General features: G+C 57.5%; 10 protein-coding genes and 1 pseudogene. 6 read left to right on the top strand and 5 right to left on the bottom strand.

Annotation, left to right across the window (positions count from 1 at the left end):
• Nucleotides 1-54: 54 nt before the first annotated feature.
• Both CU103_RS22280 and CU103_RS22275 read right to left on the bottom strand, forming a co-directional pair.
• Nucleotides 55-1,053 (bottom strand): GSU2403 family nucleotidyltransferase fold protein, encoded by a 999-nt coding sequence (locus CU103_RS22280; protein WP_106666228.1) that lies wholly within the window; start codon nucleotides 1,051-1,053, stop codon nucleotides 55-57.
• 379 nt (nucleotides 1,054-1,432) lie between these two features.
• The gene (locus CU103_RS22275; RefSeq protein ID WP_106666335.1) at nucleotides 1,433-3,280 is read right to left on the bottom strand and encodes an ABC transporter ATP-binding protein/permease; all 1,848 of its coding nucleotides are present in this window, start codon (nucleotides 3,278-3,280) and stop codon (nucleotides 1,433-1,435) included.
• A 793-nt stretch (nucleotides 3,281-4,073) separates the two neighbouring features.
• On the opposite strand from CU103_RS22275, the gene CU103_RS22265 reads away from it, so the two are divergent.
• Nucleotides 4,074-5,699, top strand: coding sequence for an FAD-dependent oxidoreductase (locus tag CU103_RS22265; RefSeq protein WP_245448942.1), 1,626 nt, complete (start codon nucleotides 4,074-4,076; stop codon nucleotides 5,697-5,699).
• 318 nt (nucleotides 5,700-6,017) lie between these two features.
• On the opposite strand, the gene CU103_RS22260 is transcribed toward CU103_RS22265, so the two are convergent.
• Nucleotides 6,018-7,556 (bottom strand): cation:proton antiporter, encoded by a 1,539-nt coding sequence (locus CU103_RS22260; protein ID WP_106666225.1) that lies wholly within the window; start codon nucleotides 7,554-7,556, stop codon nucleotides 6,018-6,020.
• A 104-nt stretch (nucleotides 7,557-7,660) separates the two neighbouring features.
• Between CU103_RS22260 and CU103_RS22255 the strand changes: the two genes are divergently transcribed.
• Complete coding sequence (locus CU103_RS22255) at nucleotides 7,661-8,884, top strand: flavin monoamine oxidase family protein (protein ID WP_106666224.1); 1,224 nt, start codon at nucleotides 7,661-7,663, stop codon at nucleotides 8,882-8,884.
• Between the two features lie 79 nt (nucleotides 8,885-8,963).
• Here the strand turns inward: CU103_RS22255 and CU103_RS22250 are convergent.
• Nucleotides 8,964-9,145 (bottom strand): annotated as a pseudogene (locus tag CU103_RS22250) (2Fe-2S iron-sulfur cluster-binding protein); the annotation flags it as partial.
• A 519-nt stretch (nucleotides 9,146-9,664) separates the two neighbouring features.
• Here CU103_RS22250 and CU103_RS22245 point away from each other — a divergent pair.
• A complete protein-coding gene (locus CU103_RS22245; RefSeq protein ID WP_106666222.1) occupies nucleotides 9,665-11,437 on the top strand; it encodes an adenylate/guanylate cyclase domain-containing protein in 1,773 nt (590 codons plus the stop codon).
• 678 nt (nucleotides 11,438-12,115) lie between these two features.
• On the opposite strand, the gene CU103_RS22240 is transcribed toward CU103_RS22245, so the two are convergent.
• Nucleotides 12,116-13,354 carry a flavin-containing monooxygenase gene (locus CU103_RS22240; protein ID WP_106666221.1) on the bottom strand — a complete coding sequence of 413 codons (1,239 nt, stop codon included), beginning with the start codon at nucleotides 13,352-13,354 and terminating at the stop codon, nucleotides 12,116-12,118.
• 708 nt (nucleotides 13,355-14,062) lie between these two features.
• Between CU103_RS22240 and CU103_RS22230 the strand changes: the two genes are divergently transcribed.
• The 3 genes from CU103_RS22230 (at nucleotide 14,063) to CU103_RS22220 (ending at nucleotide 15,948) form a co-directional block, all read left to right on the top strand.
• A complete protein-coding gene (locus CU103_RS22230) occupies nucleotides 14,063-14,431 on the top strand; it encodes a VOC family protein (RefSeq protein ID WP_106666219.1) in 369 nt (122 codons plus the stop codon).
• Nucleotides 14,432-14,454: 23 nt separating this feature from the next.
• Nucleotides 14,455-14,688 (top strand): hypothetical protein, encoded by a 234-nt coding sequence (locus CU103_RS22225; protein WP_106666218.1) that lies wholly within the window; start codon nucleotides 14,455-14,457, stop codon nucleotides 14,686-14,688.
• Nucleotides 14,689-14,934: 246 nt separating this feature from the next.
• Nucleotides 14,935-15,948, top strand: coding sequence for a sensor histidine kinase (locus tag CU103_RS22220; RefSeq protein WP_106666217.1), 1,014 nt, complete (start codon nucleotides 14,935-14,937; stop codon nucleotides 15,946-15,948).
• The last annotated feature ends 114 nt before the right edge of the window (nucleotides 15,949-16,062 follow it).

Genomic DNA, 16,062 nt, shown 5'->3' with positions numbered 1-16,062 from the left:
AAACTGCCGGGATCATGGTAACTTGATCCTGGCAACCAAATCCTGCCAAGCAATCTAGTGAACGTGGGCCGGGTCGTGACCGATATCTTGCATGCCTTGTGTCAGACCTTCAAGAATTCGGCTTCGCAGATGCATATCATCGATCAAAGTCATCCCGCGTTCGATGAGCTCTTTCCATGAATCATTTCGGCTCCAGGCAGCTTCAAACGCTTCTGCTAGATCTGCCTGCCGTCCTACGCACAACAGTGCCTGCATCATGACAAGGGCGCGCTTCCGGAAATATTCGCGGACAAGAATTCCATCGTCCGCGTCCGCTCGCGCTGACATCATCAGTTCATGAATGGCGTAGCGCTCTGGTCTGGGAACCGTGACCTCTATGCCGCAATTGTACAGCATCACCGCTTTCGCGGGCTCTTCGACAAGGTATGCTCCCAGCAGCGTCGGCGCTGCCAGTTCAATCCAAAATCCATCGTCATTTGCAAAACGAACGTCGCCTTGCCGCGCGGCAGAAAAGGACGTGGCGGCAAAGCTGCGGTCGGTCGATCTCAAGACGTCACGGACCGTGGCGATGTCCGCGGCTGCATGAAGGCATAGGCAGATGCCGGTTTGCGTTCTTTCCCACAGGGCCTGGGGCAGTTGCATGCCAAGACAGGCAGTAAAACACGCGTAAGCGTGCCGTTCAATCAGGACGCAATCCCTCCTGAAAAGACCGGCCTCCGCCAGGCTTCGGATAATTTTGCCCGCAAGCGGGTCGGGGGCTGGCAGATCGGCCTCCCGCGTCAGCATCCTTACCATCTTGCGCCGCGCCCTCGCGTCGTCCTTCAGCGCCCTGAATTGGGCGACGGTCTGGGTCGTCTCATCATCATCAGGCCCGACATATTTCCGAACTTTGCCCCCGCCGGCGCACCGGTGGTCAAAATACCAGTATTGCCTGCCCTTCACTGCGACTGGCACAAACCTTCCTTCCACGTCAAACGCGCTGCTGGGTGCCGCAGTGACCCGTTGAGCAAGTTCGGCCAATATGGTGCGGAAAACGAAATCGATTTGCTTCATCGCGATACCACCTCACCTCGAACCGGTCGAGTTATACTCCACGAGTTACTTGTGGTATAACACGTTATTTTTCAGCAATATACGGTTTGGATCTGGTTGAGAACACAATCTTGGCCGCAGGCCTGCAAGAGAAAAGGATCGACAGGGATCTGCTGGATTATTCTGGTGCGTAAAAAGCGTAAGGGGGCTGCGCGGGAGAGAAATAAAGCCGTTTCTGAAAACGAGTTTCGTCAACGACATTCTCATTCGATCCGATGCCAGAGATCGTCGAACCAAGTTACTCATTTTTTCTCAGCAATCGAAATTGGCTTGTAAATTCCAAGAACCCTTCTCTTGTGCGGCCCTCGGCGAGGGTCAGTCCGACGGAAGGGGCATCGAATTATTCAGCTGCGACAAGCGGATGGATCACCTGCGGATGAACCCTGTGAACGGTGGCGCGCCGCAGCCTGTTCAACTCTGTCCGGCCGCCTTTGATATCGAGAACACGGGAATAAAAATCCTGTCCATCGGCTGACTTCGGCGGATCCAGCTCATGCATGACACTGATCACGGTCACGCCACGGCAGTGGTCTTTGATCGCTTGATGGAAAGCGATCTTGGACTCGGGATCCAGCGCACCGGTTGCCTCGTCCAGAAAGAGGATGCTGGGCTTGTGAAGGAGGATCCTGGCAAGCACGAGTTTCTGTTTCTGGCCGCCTGACAGGAGAAGGTCCCATGATGTTCCGTCGCGTTCCTCCTGCGTGAGGTGTTCAATAAACTCGCCCATGCCGGCACGGTGCAGTGCGGCCGCAGCCGCTGCATCGCTGAAGGCGCAATCGTTCAAAGGCAGGCAAACGAGCTGCTTGAGCGTGACACCCGGAAGCTTCACCTCCTGGGCCGCATACATCGTGCGGGCGTTCTGCGGAAAGATGATCTCGCCCCTGCCGTAAGGCCAAAGACCGTTCATTGCCTTGAGCAGACTTGTCTTGCCGCAACCGGATTCTCCTCTGAGATAGATCCAGTCCCCCTCATGAAAATGCAGATGGTCGGCCAAGAGAAAGCTCTGCGCATCGTCCGACCTGTGCATGAGCTCAACATTCTTCAGCGTGAGCCCGAAAAGTTCATGCTGGGTGCTGAATGTGAACGCGCTGATGCCGCTCGTTGCGTAGTAATCAGCAGGAACAGAGACCGCATCCACGGCTGCAGCAAGCTCAGTGACGCGCCGCGCGTTGGCCTTCAGGTTGGCGATGGCAGGCATCACCTGAATGAACCATGAGCATTCGTTGATCATCGAACCGACAAGTTCAGCCCCGGTAATGTAACTTTTGAGGCTGATGGTGTTGCCCATGTACGGCAGGAGGCCCGGAAGATAGGCCACGATCCGTGCGGCAAAAAAGTTGTACACTGCCGTGAACGACATGTAGGCGGCGTCAAAGAGGTTCAGCCTTGCCCACGTTCCGTCGACACCCGCGTAAAGACGGGCATTGACCCTTTTCTGCACACCTTCGCCTTCTGAGGCCGCAACCTGAAAGCTGCGGCGAAGAAATGTGGTCAGTTCACTGCGGTATGTTCCCTCGGTCTGCTGCATCTGGAGTGTGAGTTTCTCCAGCACTTTGCCAATACGCATGGCCCCCCAGGTGCTCAGCGGCACATAAAACGCGATGGCGACGAAAGCCAGCACCGCGCTGGCGTATGCCCCCAAAAACTCAAGGCCGGTGACCTGCGTAGACATCTCGACCAGTTTCTGCCCGACGAAGATGACGGACATCACCACCCCGAGTACCCCCATGGCGAGACCGATGGCACCGCCGGTCATGCCCTTGATCGATTCCTGTACGCGCTGGTCGATATTGTCGGGCATTGCCGCACGATCACCCTGCTGCAAATGATAGTGCGCATGGTTTGCGTCGAGGAGCGCATCATTGAACCTGGCATTTAACCACCCCCTCCACTTACGATGAAGCGTGGTCGAAAGCAGATGGCGGAATCCGACGAACCCGGCCTCCTTCATCACCAGTAACAGGACCAGGATTCCGGCATTGGCCAGAATAATGCCAAGAGGGTTCTGGTTGAAGGGATCGTGGATGTTGACGAGAGAGTTAAGCAATTCGCCGGAAGCTTCCGCCATCCAGACACTGGCTTTGCTTGAGGCCGCGGTGAGCAAGGCGATTGCAGCTGTAAGAGCCCATGCTTCAACCCATCGGTCCGAGAACCAGTAGGCCCGCATCAGTCCCCAGAAGGACTTCATCGAGGAAATGGAGATGGCGCCCGATATGCCCCGCGGGCGGTTTTTTCCCCGCTGACGTCTCTGCTTGACTGGTAAGCCCCCGATCATAGTCATTGCCCATTTAGTAACACAATATAACGCATTGCAACAATGCGTGGTTAATAAACAGTGAATTTCCGGGATTTTTGTGCAATCAGCGATAGCGGACGCGACCTCATAACGTGATCATATCATTTAACTCTTGGTGCTATCGTATTGAGATCAAATGCTATTTATAACCCTGCACAGGGGTGCAGCAGGCGCCGCCCGTGATCTTCCGCGCACTAAAACAAAACGCGCCCCTTTTTGAGAGCGCGTTCGAGATAGGCTTCGGCCAGTCGTCTTCTGTATTCTTCTTATCGGCCTCCCTTAAGTGCAGTCCTAAGCCCATTCGAACTCATCTAACATCGAATTACGAGCTTAGTTCCCCTTCTGCCCTTTCGCTCACCAACGCATTTTTATCAGCTTTTGTTCTTGTTTTTAAACGCGTTAACTTGCGGCTACAGGGATAGACTAGTACCCGTTGCGTTACGTCAGCGTGACTCAAGCGATCCTTTTGGCGCATTTTTGTGCGGTTGGTGAAATTAATTGGCTCCAGCGCAAACGGACCAGACAAGAGCAGAAGCTCGGCGAAAAAACCGGCGGGCCGAAGCGAATCAGTCTGATCTTGCCGTCCGCCTGAAATCTGGCACCGTAGCACACGCCAAAGGCGCCGTGGCCTTAGCCACCGCGGCCCGTCCCAACACCAAAGAAGCGCAGGTATTGATCAAATTGCATGTCCCAAGCCGTTTGTCATTCAATCGCAGCTTGGATCACCATCGCCTTGATGGAGGATGAGATGGAGCGCAGCGATGTCCTGATTGCCGGCGCTGGTCCGACAGGCCTGGTGCTTGCCCTGTGGCTGAGCAAACAAGGTGTGAAGGTTCGCATCATCGACAAGGCCGATGAACCGGGAACGACGTCACGTGCGCTCGCCGTCCAGGCGCGAACGCTCGAGCTTTATCGCCAAGTCGGCCTGACCGAGGAGATTTTGGCAAGAGGTCACAATGTGGCTGGCATTAATCTGTGGGTCCAAGGCAAAAAGGCAACGCGCGTTCCTCTCGAAACCCTCGCCGAAGGACTGACCCCTTATGGTCCCTTCATCTACCCGCAGGATCAGCACGAGCGCCTGCTCATCACCCGTTTGGAGGCGCTCGGGGTGCGGGTCGAGCGACGGACTGAGCTTAAAAGCTTCACCGACGCGGGGGATCACGTCATGGCAACGTTATGTCGACCGGATGGTAACGAGGCGTGCGAAGCGGGTTATCTCGCCGGCTGCGATGGCGCCCGCTCTATCGTCAGGCAGACACTGGGGACTGGCTTTCCTGGCGGCACCTACCAACAAGTGTTTTACGTCGCCGACGTCGATGCCGCGGGTCCGGCTTTGGACGGCGAATTGCATGTTGACCTCGATGAGGCAGATTTTCTCGCGGTCTTCCCGTTGAAGGGCCAAGGCCGCGCGCGGCTGATCGGGACTGTCCGCGACGAGCGGGCGGCGCACGCCGAAAACCTCAAGTTCGAAGACGTCCGTGACCGCGCTATCGAGCACATGAAAGTGCAGATCCGCAAGGTCAACTGGTTCTCGACCTATCACGTCCACCACCGTGTCACCGCGCATTTCCGCAAGGGCCGCATCTTCCTCCTGGGCGACGCCGCGCACATTCACAGTCCAGCCGGCGGCCAGGGCATGAACACGGGCATTGGCGACGCCATCAATCTGGCGTGGAAGTTGAAGGCCGTTTTGGCGGGGCAAGCGTCAACGGCCCTTTTGGATACTTACGAAACGGAGCGCCGGGCCTTTGCCCAAAAGCTTGTGGCGACCACTGACAAAGCTTTCACACTCGCGACTGCGCAAGGACGGGCGGCCGACTTCATTCGCACGCGCATTGTCCCCCTGGTCGTTCCCACGCTCTTCAAATTCGCAGCAGCGCGCCACTATATGTTCAGTGCTGTGTCGCAGCTCGTCATCGCCTACCACGACAGCGCCCTCAGCCAAGGCAAGGCTGGAGACGTCAGCGGCGGCGATCGCCTTCCATGGGCACCGAGCGCCGACAATTTCGCGACATTGCGCCCGATCGGCTGGCAAGTGCATGTTTATGGTCAATCCAGCCGGGGGCTGCGCGACTGGTGCAAACGTCATGGACTTCCGCTCCATACTTTCCCTTGGCAGAAGGAATATCGGGGAACGGGACTTGCCCGCAACGCCATGTATTTGCTGCGGCCCGACACCTATGTCGCGCTGGCGGCCAGCCAGCAGGATTCGGAGGCGCTCCGATGTTACTTCGCAGATCGTGGACTCTCGATCAAGCATTTTGCTCAGTCGGCTTCCATCCTTGATGGGAAAGAGGAGAATCGCGGTTGATACTGTGGACACCTGCTCCGCTGGTACCGCGATGTGGCTTGAACCACGAGCATAGCGTTTCGATGGGGCCTCCTGGTCGCAGCCAAGCCCGGAAAATGCGCCAGCTGCGACCGCGCATCTGTCGTTCGGGGGCACGCAACCAGGACCTCGCGAACGTTCCGCTTTTTGCTTCGCCAGGCATTCGGCACGGATATGGAGTTACCCGGATTGGCAGTGATCTGTTGCGCGGGAACAGCAGATTATCGAGGCGGTGGCCGACCAGGACCACCTCGACATTGTGGCCGGACAGGTCCGTTCCGACCCCCATCACGCCGCACCCTAACTTTCAGTCATACGCCGATCTTCTTCGGAAGCGGCCGCAAGCTGCTTCCAGTCCAGGTCCTCCTGGAGTTCGAGATATTGGCCAGGACCGATCTGGTCGGCATCGCGCAGCTCTTCAAGGCGCTGGCGTTGCGCCAGCACTGCGGCGACTGAAAGGCCGCGGCGGCGGTCAAGCGGCGATAGCTGCACAGGATCACTCCCGTCGCGAAGCGCCCGGTAAGCCTGGCGGATGGCTTCAGCCTCGGCGCCCTCCTCCGTATCAAGCCGACATAGCGCGGCCTCAGCCAGCGACCTTCGCGCCGCCTCAAGCTCGTGGCGCGCCTCGGCCCCTCGGCCAAGTTTGAAGTATCGGATCATGGGCGCCAGAGTGGCACCCTGGATAACCAATGTCGCCAGCACAACCGCGAAGGCCGTCAAGACAACCAGGTCCCGTTCGGGAAAGTTTGCCGGTAAAGCGAACGCTGTGGCGAGCGTGAGAAGCCCGCGCATTCCGGCCCATCCGACAAGCAAGGTTTCGCCCGGTGCGAAGGGTGCCAGGTCATGGCCGCGTCGATGGCGATGGACCACGATAGCGTGAAACAGGAATGCGATCACCAGACGGGCCGCAATAACGCCGGCAACGACAATCGCGGCAAAGCCAATCGCTCGCTGCAGTTCGGCGGCCGACATCGCCTCGACGATGCGGCGAGCCTGCAATCCCATCAACAGGAACGCCACGACGTTCAACAAAAATACGACCGTCGTCCACACAGCAAACGAATGCACCCGCATGCGCGGTGAATCACCGACCGAGGCAAGCGTGGCGATCGTCATCGCACTCGCCACTGTCGCCAGAACGGCCGAAAGATGCAATCGCTCCGCAATCAGCCATGTCGCGAACGCATAGACGAACTGAAGCAGGGTGCCGCCGACTGTGTTTTCGGTTACCGGCCGCAGCCGCGAGACCAGAAATCCGAAGGCGATACCGAACACAATCCCTCCGGGTGCCGCGGACGCCAGTTGAAGCACCGTCCCGGTATCGAACCCGCCCCGCGCCTGAACGGTCAGCGCGGCACTAAACAGCAGCAGCGCGGTCGCGTCGTTGAACAGGCTTTCACCCTTGAGCAATGCATCCACACGACGGGCGACGGGCAAATTGGACAGGACCGCCGTGGCCGCGGCGGCATCGGGCGGCGCAACGATTGCGCCCAACGTGATCGCCGCCGCGATCGGTAGCCCGACGGTCAGCGTGCTGATCGAGACCACCACGCCGGTCGTGACCAGCACAGCCATCACAGCGTAAAAGAACAGCGGCAGTAGCATGCGTCGTGCCGCGGCTAACGGGAAATCGTAGGCCGAGTCGACGAGGACCGGCGCGATGAACAGCGCCAGTGCGGTGGGCGGATCAATCGGAATGCTGGGCGCGCCGGGCAGCATCGCCACCGCCACGCCTGCGGCGGCAAGGATGCCGGGGTAAGGCAGGTGCATGCGACGCGTCACCTGCAATAGCAAGATGGCGACGGCAAGCAACGCAACGAGTGTTTCGAAGAAAGTCATCGTCACATAGTAGCAGCCTTTCGCGCGCGTTGAAGCGGGAGCGATTCCCCTATAAAAATTATGGCGTGACGGGTGATGAAGCGCTTCACGGCGCAGGGGCGACGATGAATTACGAGATTGCGATTGTCGGCGCAGGGGCTGCTGGAATTGCTGCGGCACGCGCACTGGCTGCCGCCGGCCGGGCCGTTATTGTGCTTGAAGCCAGCGACCGGGTAGGCGGTCGCGCTTGGACCATCGAACTGGGCGGAATCCCCCTCGATATGGGCTGTGGCTGGCTGCATTCGGCAGAGCGCAATCCCCTCATAGCCGTGGGCCGCGCGAGTGGGTTTACGATTGCGCGCGGACCGACGGCATGGCAAATGCAATGGCATGATCTCGGCTTCGCATCCGAAGATCAGACCGCAGCAGCGGCGGCGTGGAATGCGCTTGCAAGTCGGATGAGAAACAATCCCCCTGCGAGTGACCGGGCAGCCGACGCATTGCCGCCGAACGGCGAATGGAACGCCTATTGCCAGTCGCTAAGCGGATACATGAACGGCGCGCCACTTGATCGGCTGTCGATCACCGATTTCCTTGCTTACGACGCTGCGGCAAGCGACGGCAACTGGCGGGTGTGCGAAGGCTACGGCAATCTTATCGCGGCGAGCGTTCCCGATGTGACGCTGAGGCTGTCTTGTCCTGTGCGCCGCATCGCGCTGACCAGTCGCGGCGTCCGGTTGGACACCGACCGCGGTCCGGTCGCCGCCCGCGCAGCAGTCATCACAGCATCGACAAATGTGCTTGCTGCCGGCGCGATCGCGTTTGACACGGAAGCCGACGACCACATCCATGCATCGAGCCAGTTGCCACTTGGCCTTGCTGACAAGCTCTTCTTCGAACTGCATGGCAATCACGGGTTGGAGGCCGAAACGCACCTTCTCGGCAATCCCCGCAAGAGCGATACCGGCAGCTACTACATTCGCCCGCTCGGCCGACCGGTGGTGGAGGGATTCTTCGGCGGGACCGGCGCCGACATGATTGAGCGCGCCGGACTGCTGGATGCGTTCGCCTTTGCCCTGGATGAGTTGGCCGCGCTGTTGGGCAGTAATATCCGTCGCCATCTGCGGCCGCTCGCCGCCACTTCCTGGTGTCGCACCGACTGGATACGCGGCTCCTACAGCCATGCGCTGCCGGGACACGCGGGCGCCCGCCAGATTTTGGCACGGCCGATTCGCGATCGACTGTTCTTCGCCGGAGAGGCGACCCACAATTCAGACTTTTCCACCGCGCATGGGGCCTGGGAAAGCGGGCTGCGTGCCGCCGGGCAAGTGGCAGAGCGACTGGCCTGAAAAATTCCGCTTGTCCCGGCAGCCGACCGTCATTCCGCCAGGTAGTCTTGGCGGTGTCTGTACAATCGAGCACAAGCTGGGCCCGCGCCGTCAGATCAACGGTGACGTGACTTTAGGTGTCGACTTGATTTCCTCCAGCGCCGCGATAGCGGAACAGATCTGTCCAAGCGTGCAGTATCCACATTGAAGACCATCGTGTTTAACGAAAGCGGCCTGCATGGGACGTAAATTACCGGGCTGGCCAAGGCCTTCGATCGGCGTGAACTCGTTCTCCTCATACACCACCGTCTGTACGAATATTGGGTTGCATAACGATGTTCAACACCAATGTACATCCGGCGGCGGCAAATCAGAGGACTGTCTGTCTTCTCCTCGATGCTCGGGATTGCAGCGGCGGGTTTGTAACTGGCATTGGCATGGCCTTGGCCCGCCAGCGAGACAGCGGGCGGCGACGCTTCCTTGCAGATTTCGACTGTCAATGCGGTCAAGCATCGAGCTTCGCAGATCCGGGGCCGTTTCGCGGTCAGCTTCAAACGAACGCTCATACTTCGATTGTCAAAGCGATCTATTCACCGAAGGTGATGCTGTTTAGTGCCAAACTGTCGGGGCTCGACCGCAAACCGCGCGTCCACGTCACTCGACCGTGCGGCACCGCGCTACTTTCAGAAGGCAACGCTAAAAAAGATAGGCGATTTCATTGGGGTGCTATAAAATCACGCCGGACGCGCTGTTATCGCCGGACCGAAAGCGCGCATCGGTTCTCGTTATGTTGGCAAATCAATGGAGCAGAGACTAGCCGCAATCCTAGCAGCCGATATGGCAGGCTATAGCCGGCTAATGGAGGCCGATGAAGTAGGCACGATCGCCCGCCTCAAAACGCACCGGATAGAATTGATCGATCCCGCCGTCGCAAAGAACAAGGGACGGATCATTAAGACGACGGGCGATGGCATGCTCGTGGAATTCCAGAGCGTGACTGACGCAGTAAAGTGCGCCGTGGAGATCCAGCAGCGCATGCAGCGGCGAAATTCGGATGTGCCTCAGGATCGGCGGATCGAATTCAGGATCGGCATCAATCTCGGCGACATTATTTTCGAAGACGAGGACATTTTCGGCGACGGTGTGAATATTGCTTCGCGTATTGAACAACTTGCCGACGTGGGCGGTATCTGTGTCACCGCTGCGGTGGCAACACAAATCGCCGATCGTCTCGAAGTTTCCCTCGAGGACCTGGGTGAGAAGACGCTAAAAAATATAAGCCGCCCTGTTCGTCTGTTTCGTATCGGACTTGAGCACTCTGCTTTGCCCGCTCGGGCGGCGGATTTCGATGCAAAGCGTTCTGTCTCCAAACCATCGATCGTGGTTCTGCCCTTCAACAACATGAGCGGCGACCCTGATCAGGAGTTTTTCGCAGATGGCCTTACCGAAGACATCCTCACGGAATTGTCTCGCCGCCACGAGCTGTTCGTTATCTCACGCAACTCCAGTTTCGTATACAAGAACCGGGCCGTAAATGTGCGCGAAGTCGCCGAGAAACTCGGGGCTCAGTACCTGGTCGAGGGAAGCGTGCGCAAGATCGACGATAGGGTGCGTGTAACGGTCCAGCTCATCGACGCAGCCAACGCGGCTCATATTTGGGCGGATAAATTCGACCGCAAGTTGGACGACATCTTTGCGATCCAGGATGAAATAACAGCAGCTATAGCAGCAACCCTACCCGGACGCGTCGAAGCGGCCCAGCGCGACCAGCTTGCACGGACAAAACCTGCAAACATGGTGGCATACGAATGCGCGCTAGCCGCCAAGGTGCTGCATCACAGAGGCACAGTTGCAGACAATCGGGAAGCGCAGTCCCTGATTGACCGAGCAGTCGCGCTCGACCCGGGTTATGCCCATGCCCATGCCTGGCGGGCGTGCATTCTTGGCCAGGCCTGGGTCCACGGCTGGTGCGAAGACAAGGATTTTGTGTGGAGCGAAATTGTTGCTGCGCTGGATCGGGCTTTGGCGCTGGATGACAATGATGCCGACGTGCACCGCATTCTGGCCGCGGTGAGTGTGAACAATAACGCTCTGACCACGGCCCGTTATCACCAGGAGCGCGCCCTTTCCCTCAATCCCAACTACGACCTTGTGGTGGTCCAGCAAGGGGAACTGCTGACCTGGCTGGGGCGGCCTGAAGAGGGTATCGAATGGATCCGCAAGGCAATGCGGCTGAATCCACATCACCCTGAAAGATTTTGGAGTCATCTTGGAAAAGCACACTTTGCTGCGCATCAGTATGGCGAAGCGATCGAAGCATTCATGCACCTGTCTGTCATGGATGAGATTCAGCACGCATTCGTTGCAGCATGTTACGGCTGGCTTGGCGATGGGACCGCTGCTGCGGCTCATATGCAGAAGGTTAAAAAGCTCCAGCCCGCGTATGCTGTCGAATCCTTCCTCGCCACGTTGCACTACGCGCAACAATCCGACGTCGATCACCTGCGCGCGGGGCTTATCAAGGCAGGAGGGGACGACGGTATTGCGCCAGCAAAGGACCTCACAGCGCCGTAGCGGTTTGTCGTTGTCTACGAGGTCACCAGTTGGGCCCAATCGGGCCATCATTGAGGACATAGGATTGACGGCTCGATTTTCCTTCCTCGGTTATCTTCCCCTTTGTCTCTCTGTTGCAAAGCGCGCCAATCTGGCACTCGTTTCACCGCATCGCTCAGAGCAGCGGAGCTCAGAGACCGCGTCAACTTGCTCGACAGTAATGAATTCTAGCGAACCCGCGATTGATTGATACCTTTCAGCCAATGGGCCACAATCCCAGAGCTGGTGCCGGCACGGGGCTCGGCGTTGCACGTTTCACTGCTTTGGTGCTTACGTTGGGCCCCACTGCCCTTGTCTGCCAATTGTGATTTGTTAGATCCGTCGCCGGGCGGACAATTCGTTGTGGATTGCTATGCTTTCTTGCCACTACGAAGCGCCAAACGATTTGAGAGCCTCGGTGGTCGTCTGCTAGTCGAAGATTTTGGCCCGCCGGCTCCACCCCGGGATCGGCTCGATCGCATATCCGCAAGGCTGTTCTATCTTCTGATGGCCGTGGTATGCGTTGTCGTCTTTTCCGATGTGGCAATCTGCGCGATAGCCCAGGCAGGGTCTACCGTGAATGATTCAATTTTAGGATTTTACGCAATCCATATTTTCGTTGACCGGTGCCAGTATGTCGCTTCGATACTGCGGGCGTCTCTACAACAAGTCGACTCGCCTTGTGACAATATGGCTGACGAGGCGGGCGGCCTCGTCAGCAATTGCCGGTATTGTCCCCGATTTCCGCGTCGATCCGAAATCGAGGCCGGCAAAATAGAGGCCTGGAAGGACCCCCAAGCCGTCCTCGTGAATGGGCTGGCCTGCCTCATCGAGGACGCCGGGGAGCTGGATCCACCGGAAGTCGCCTACGAAGCCGGTGCACCAAATCACTGACGTGATGTTGCTCGCCGCCCAATCGATAGAACGGATTGGCGGCCTTGGCAGCTGCGGCTCAACCGTCTCGGCCGGATCATCCTCTGCCGCTGGCGCATCGAGTCCAGTTCGTTCGATGTATTGATCAAGAAAGCGTTTGACGTTCGCGGAGGCTTCGTCGGCGAAGCGAAGATGCTCGTCCAATTCATCGCCAAACATGAGATGGCCGTTCTCGACACCTTGGAAGCGGCCGAGCAATACGACTCCTTGAGCACTAAGCGATTGCAGGCTGATTGTATGGGTTGCGCCGAGCAAGGCGCGCGGCGGCACTTTGCCAGACGGCAGCATGACTTCCTTCCGGTGCACGTCAAGAAAGCCGGATATTGTGAGCCAATTGAAGGTATCGCCACCACGGTATCGCCGCACCAAGCGGCCGGTGCGGCTGGTCGCTAAAAACACGGAGCGCCCCGCCCGGGCCAGGTCCTCGGCGATCTGCCCGCCTGATTGGCCGCTGCCGACGACCAAGACGGCCCCATCTGCGAGTTCGGCCGCATTGCGATATGCCGAGCAATCAATCTGCCCAAGAGCTGACGGCAGGTTGGCGGACCATGGCGGGCGCACCGGGCAATTCAGATTGCCGGTCGCGATCAATAAATTGCGTGCCCTGAGCGTGCCGCGGGTTGTCGCCAACTGATAGGCACCGTTCTCTTTCGTCAGTTCCTTCACCGGAGTGTCGGTACTTACCGGCAAGCGATTGCGCTTGGCGTATTCTTCCAGATAGGCGACGAATTCATGCTGGGTCATGGCACCCCAGGGGTCTGGTCCTTCGTAGGAGTCCCCGGGCAGCATGGAGCGCACATGTGGTGAATTCAGCCGAAACGAATCCCATCGCTGCGTGCGCCACGTCTCACCGATCCTGGAGCGTTCGAGCACCTCATGCGTTACGCCGTGCCGTTGCAGGAAGTAGCTAACGCCAAGTCCGGCGTAACCTGCCCCTATGACAGCGGCGTCCAGAATTCCGCTCATGTGTCCCCGCTCTGTTGTCAACGCTATTCTGGCAAGCTCATTACATTTTGGCAATGTGGCAACGTGCATGAACCGCTGAATGTCCGCAACGGGTCGAATCCGGGCATTTGTTGCACCTGCTGTCAACGACTGGAATTGGGGCGCAGACATTTATGGAGGTCTTACGCCGCGGGAGTGAGCCGTTTCGGCTCGAATTCAACTGGCGTCAAGCGTCCGGAGATATCGATAAGCTCTCTGTCCCGAGCCTAGTCACTTGCTGGACAGTTCTACCGAACATCGCAAATGGGTTCCTGCTGTCGGTCACCCAGATTGCTTCGCCCTTGGGAACCATTCTTGCGGACTTACGCCGGAAGATTTCGAGGGCGTGCGTCCTCACTGGATTGGATACTTAGCTTTTCTAAAGCTCCCGGTTTATCTTAATACCAACGGCCGCGACCGTAGAAGCCGCCTCCACCCAATAAAAGTACGATCAAAACGACTATGAGAATTGTGGTGATATCCATTTCATCCTCTTGTGATCTTTAAGCCGCCCAAAACATTTCTGACGGTACTGCACAACGGACTAAACCGATTTAGGTTCCATTGGTGCCTGTAAGACCACATCTTCAAATGGTGCGCTTGCTTGGTCACAGGGAACAATGACGGTGGCCTGGAGTTGTGTGATTGCCACCTGCCCTTATTTGATCGCGGTGCTCCGGAGAACTGGTTATGGAAGTCATCAATGTCTTGGCTGGCGTTGCCGTCAAAGATCTGGACAAGACCGGTCCATGGTATGAGAAGTTGTTTGGGCGCCCGCCCGATACGCGACCCATGGAGGGCTTGCTCGAATGGGAATTCGAAAAGGGCGGATGGCTTCAGGTCTTTGAGGTCAAGAGCGGAGCCGCAAGGTCTTTTGTCACGCTTGTGGAGAACAGTGTTGATGGCCGCATCGAAGACTTGAGAGCCAAAGTCATCGAAATAGTCTCCAGCAGCGGTTCAGATGGGGATGCCGTCAAAACTGCGATCATCAAGGACCCGGATGGCAACCGGATCGTGTTCGCTCAAGGTATGGACGACATCCACAGATCCACGATGTAGCACTCGGTCTCCAAGGAGAAAAAATGCCAGAAATTAGCAAGTGTATTCAAGCGTGGGTCGATGTAAACATCACATCGCAAGCGCACGAAGAAGATAAGGTTCAGATGGTCCAAGAAGCCGATGACTTGAAGACCCACGCATTAGCCGAAGGATTCACGTTGGAAGAGCTTAGGGATGCTTGTAATGGCGACATACTGGCTTTTCTAATGGATCGTCAAAACGCCAATAAAAATATGGGACCAGCCAAGGACGATTAAGTTCGTCCACAGCGGCCAAGTGCCCGTAGCATTGCAACTCAGCATAATGACGTGACGTGCTCCGCAATCACTCCGATTTGTCGATATGGCTCCTCGCCCCCTCGTCGGATCAAATTGAGATCAACGCGCAGGTTTTATCTGTGCTATTGTGTCTTTGCGTACACTCGGACTATGGAGCGAGCAACGTCCATGCCCGGGGAAGGCTTTCGCACCGCGAGCCTCCGGTCCCCACAAGGACAAATTCTAATGACTATCCCAATTGAGCCGGAAGGTGGTATGAACCTTGCCTTGGCGGTGGTTGCATCATCCAATGCGCCGCTACTTCTCCTTGACGGTGACCTCGTGGTGATTGCAGCGAGTGAATCCTTTTGCCGCGAGTTTCAGATTGATCCGGCCCAGGTTTCGAACGGGAAACTGACGGATCTCGGGAGCGGAGAATGGAATTCGCGGCGGTTATCGTCACTGTTACAGGCTACTGCTACAGGCAGCGCCGATATCCGCGCCTACGAGATGGACTTGACCCGTGAAGGTCAAGAACCGCGACGCCTGGTATTGAACGCGCAGAAACTCCAATACGGGGACACCGACGGCGTTCGACTTCTTCTATCGGTGTCAGATGTCACCGACGCCCGCCTCGCCGAAAAACTCAAGGATGACCTCTTACGGGAAAAAGCCATTCTCCTGCAGGAAATCCAGCATAGGGTTGCCAACAGCCTGCAAATCATCGCCAGCATCCTCATGCAAAGCGCACGAGCAGTTCAGTCCGAGGAGACCCGCGCGCACCTGCAATCAGCACACGGCCGGGTGCTGTCTATCGCCTCTGTCCAACAGCAGCTAGCGGTCTCCAGACTTGGTGATGTTCACCTCCGGCCGTACTTCACGCAGCTTTGCCAAAGCCTCGGGGCATCAATGATCCACGATCCCGAAAAGCTCTCGATTGAGGTGACGGTCGATGACAGTACCGCCAAGGCGAATGTGTCTGTCAGTCTCGGTCTCATTGTCACCGAACTGGTGATCAATGCGCTCAAACATGCGTTTCCCCGCGATCGCAGTGGTAAGATCGTCGTCGACTATCGTTCCGAAAACTCGAAATGGTCGATGTCGGTAAGTGACGACGGTGTCGGGGTCTCTGCAGATCCCAAGTTTTCCAAGCCCGGCTTGGGCACGGGCATTGTTGATGCGATGGCAAAACAGCTTGATGCTACGTTTACGACCGTCGCAGGCAATCCGGGAACGAAAGTCTCAATTACCCATTTTTGATCCCTAGCTCATCGAATTGCGGCTCAAGGAAGCCCTCGTCTAGATTTCCGAATTGGAGGGGTTTACCGCTGTCTGAGCTTTTGCAGACCGCTGAGAGACTGTGCCTTCCCTAAG

This window comes from Phyllobacterium sophorae (genome assembly GCF_003010965.1).
GTDB lineage: Bacteria > Pseudomonadota > Alphaproteobacteria > Rhizobiales > Rhizobiaceae > Phyllobacterium > Phyllobacterium sophorae.
The sequence above is the reverse complement of the archived record's forward strand: the minus strand, read 5'-3'. Positions and strand labels throughout refer to the sequence as shown.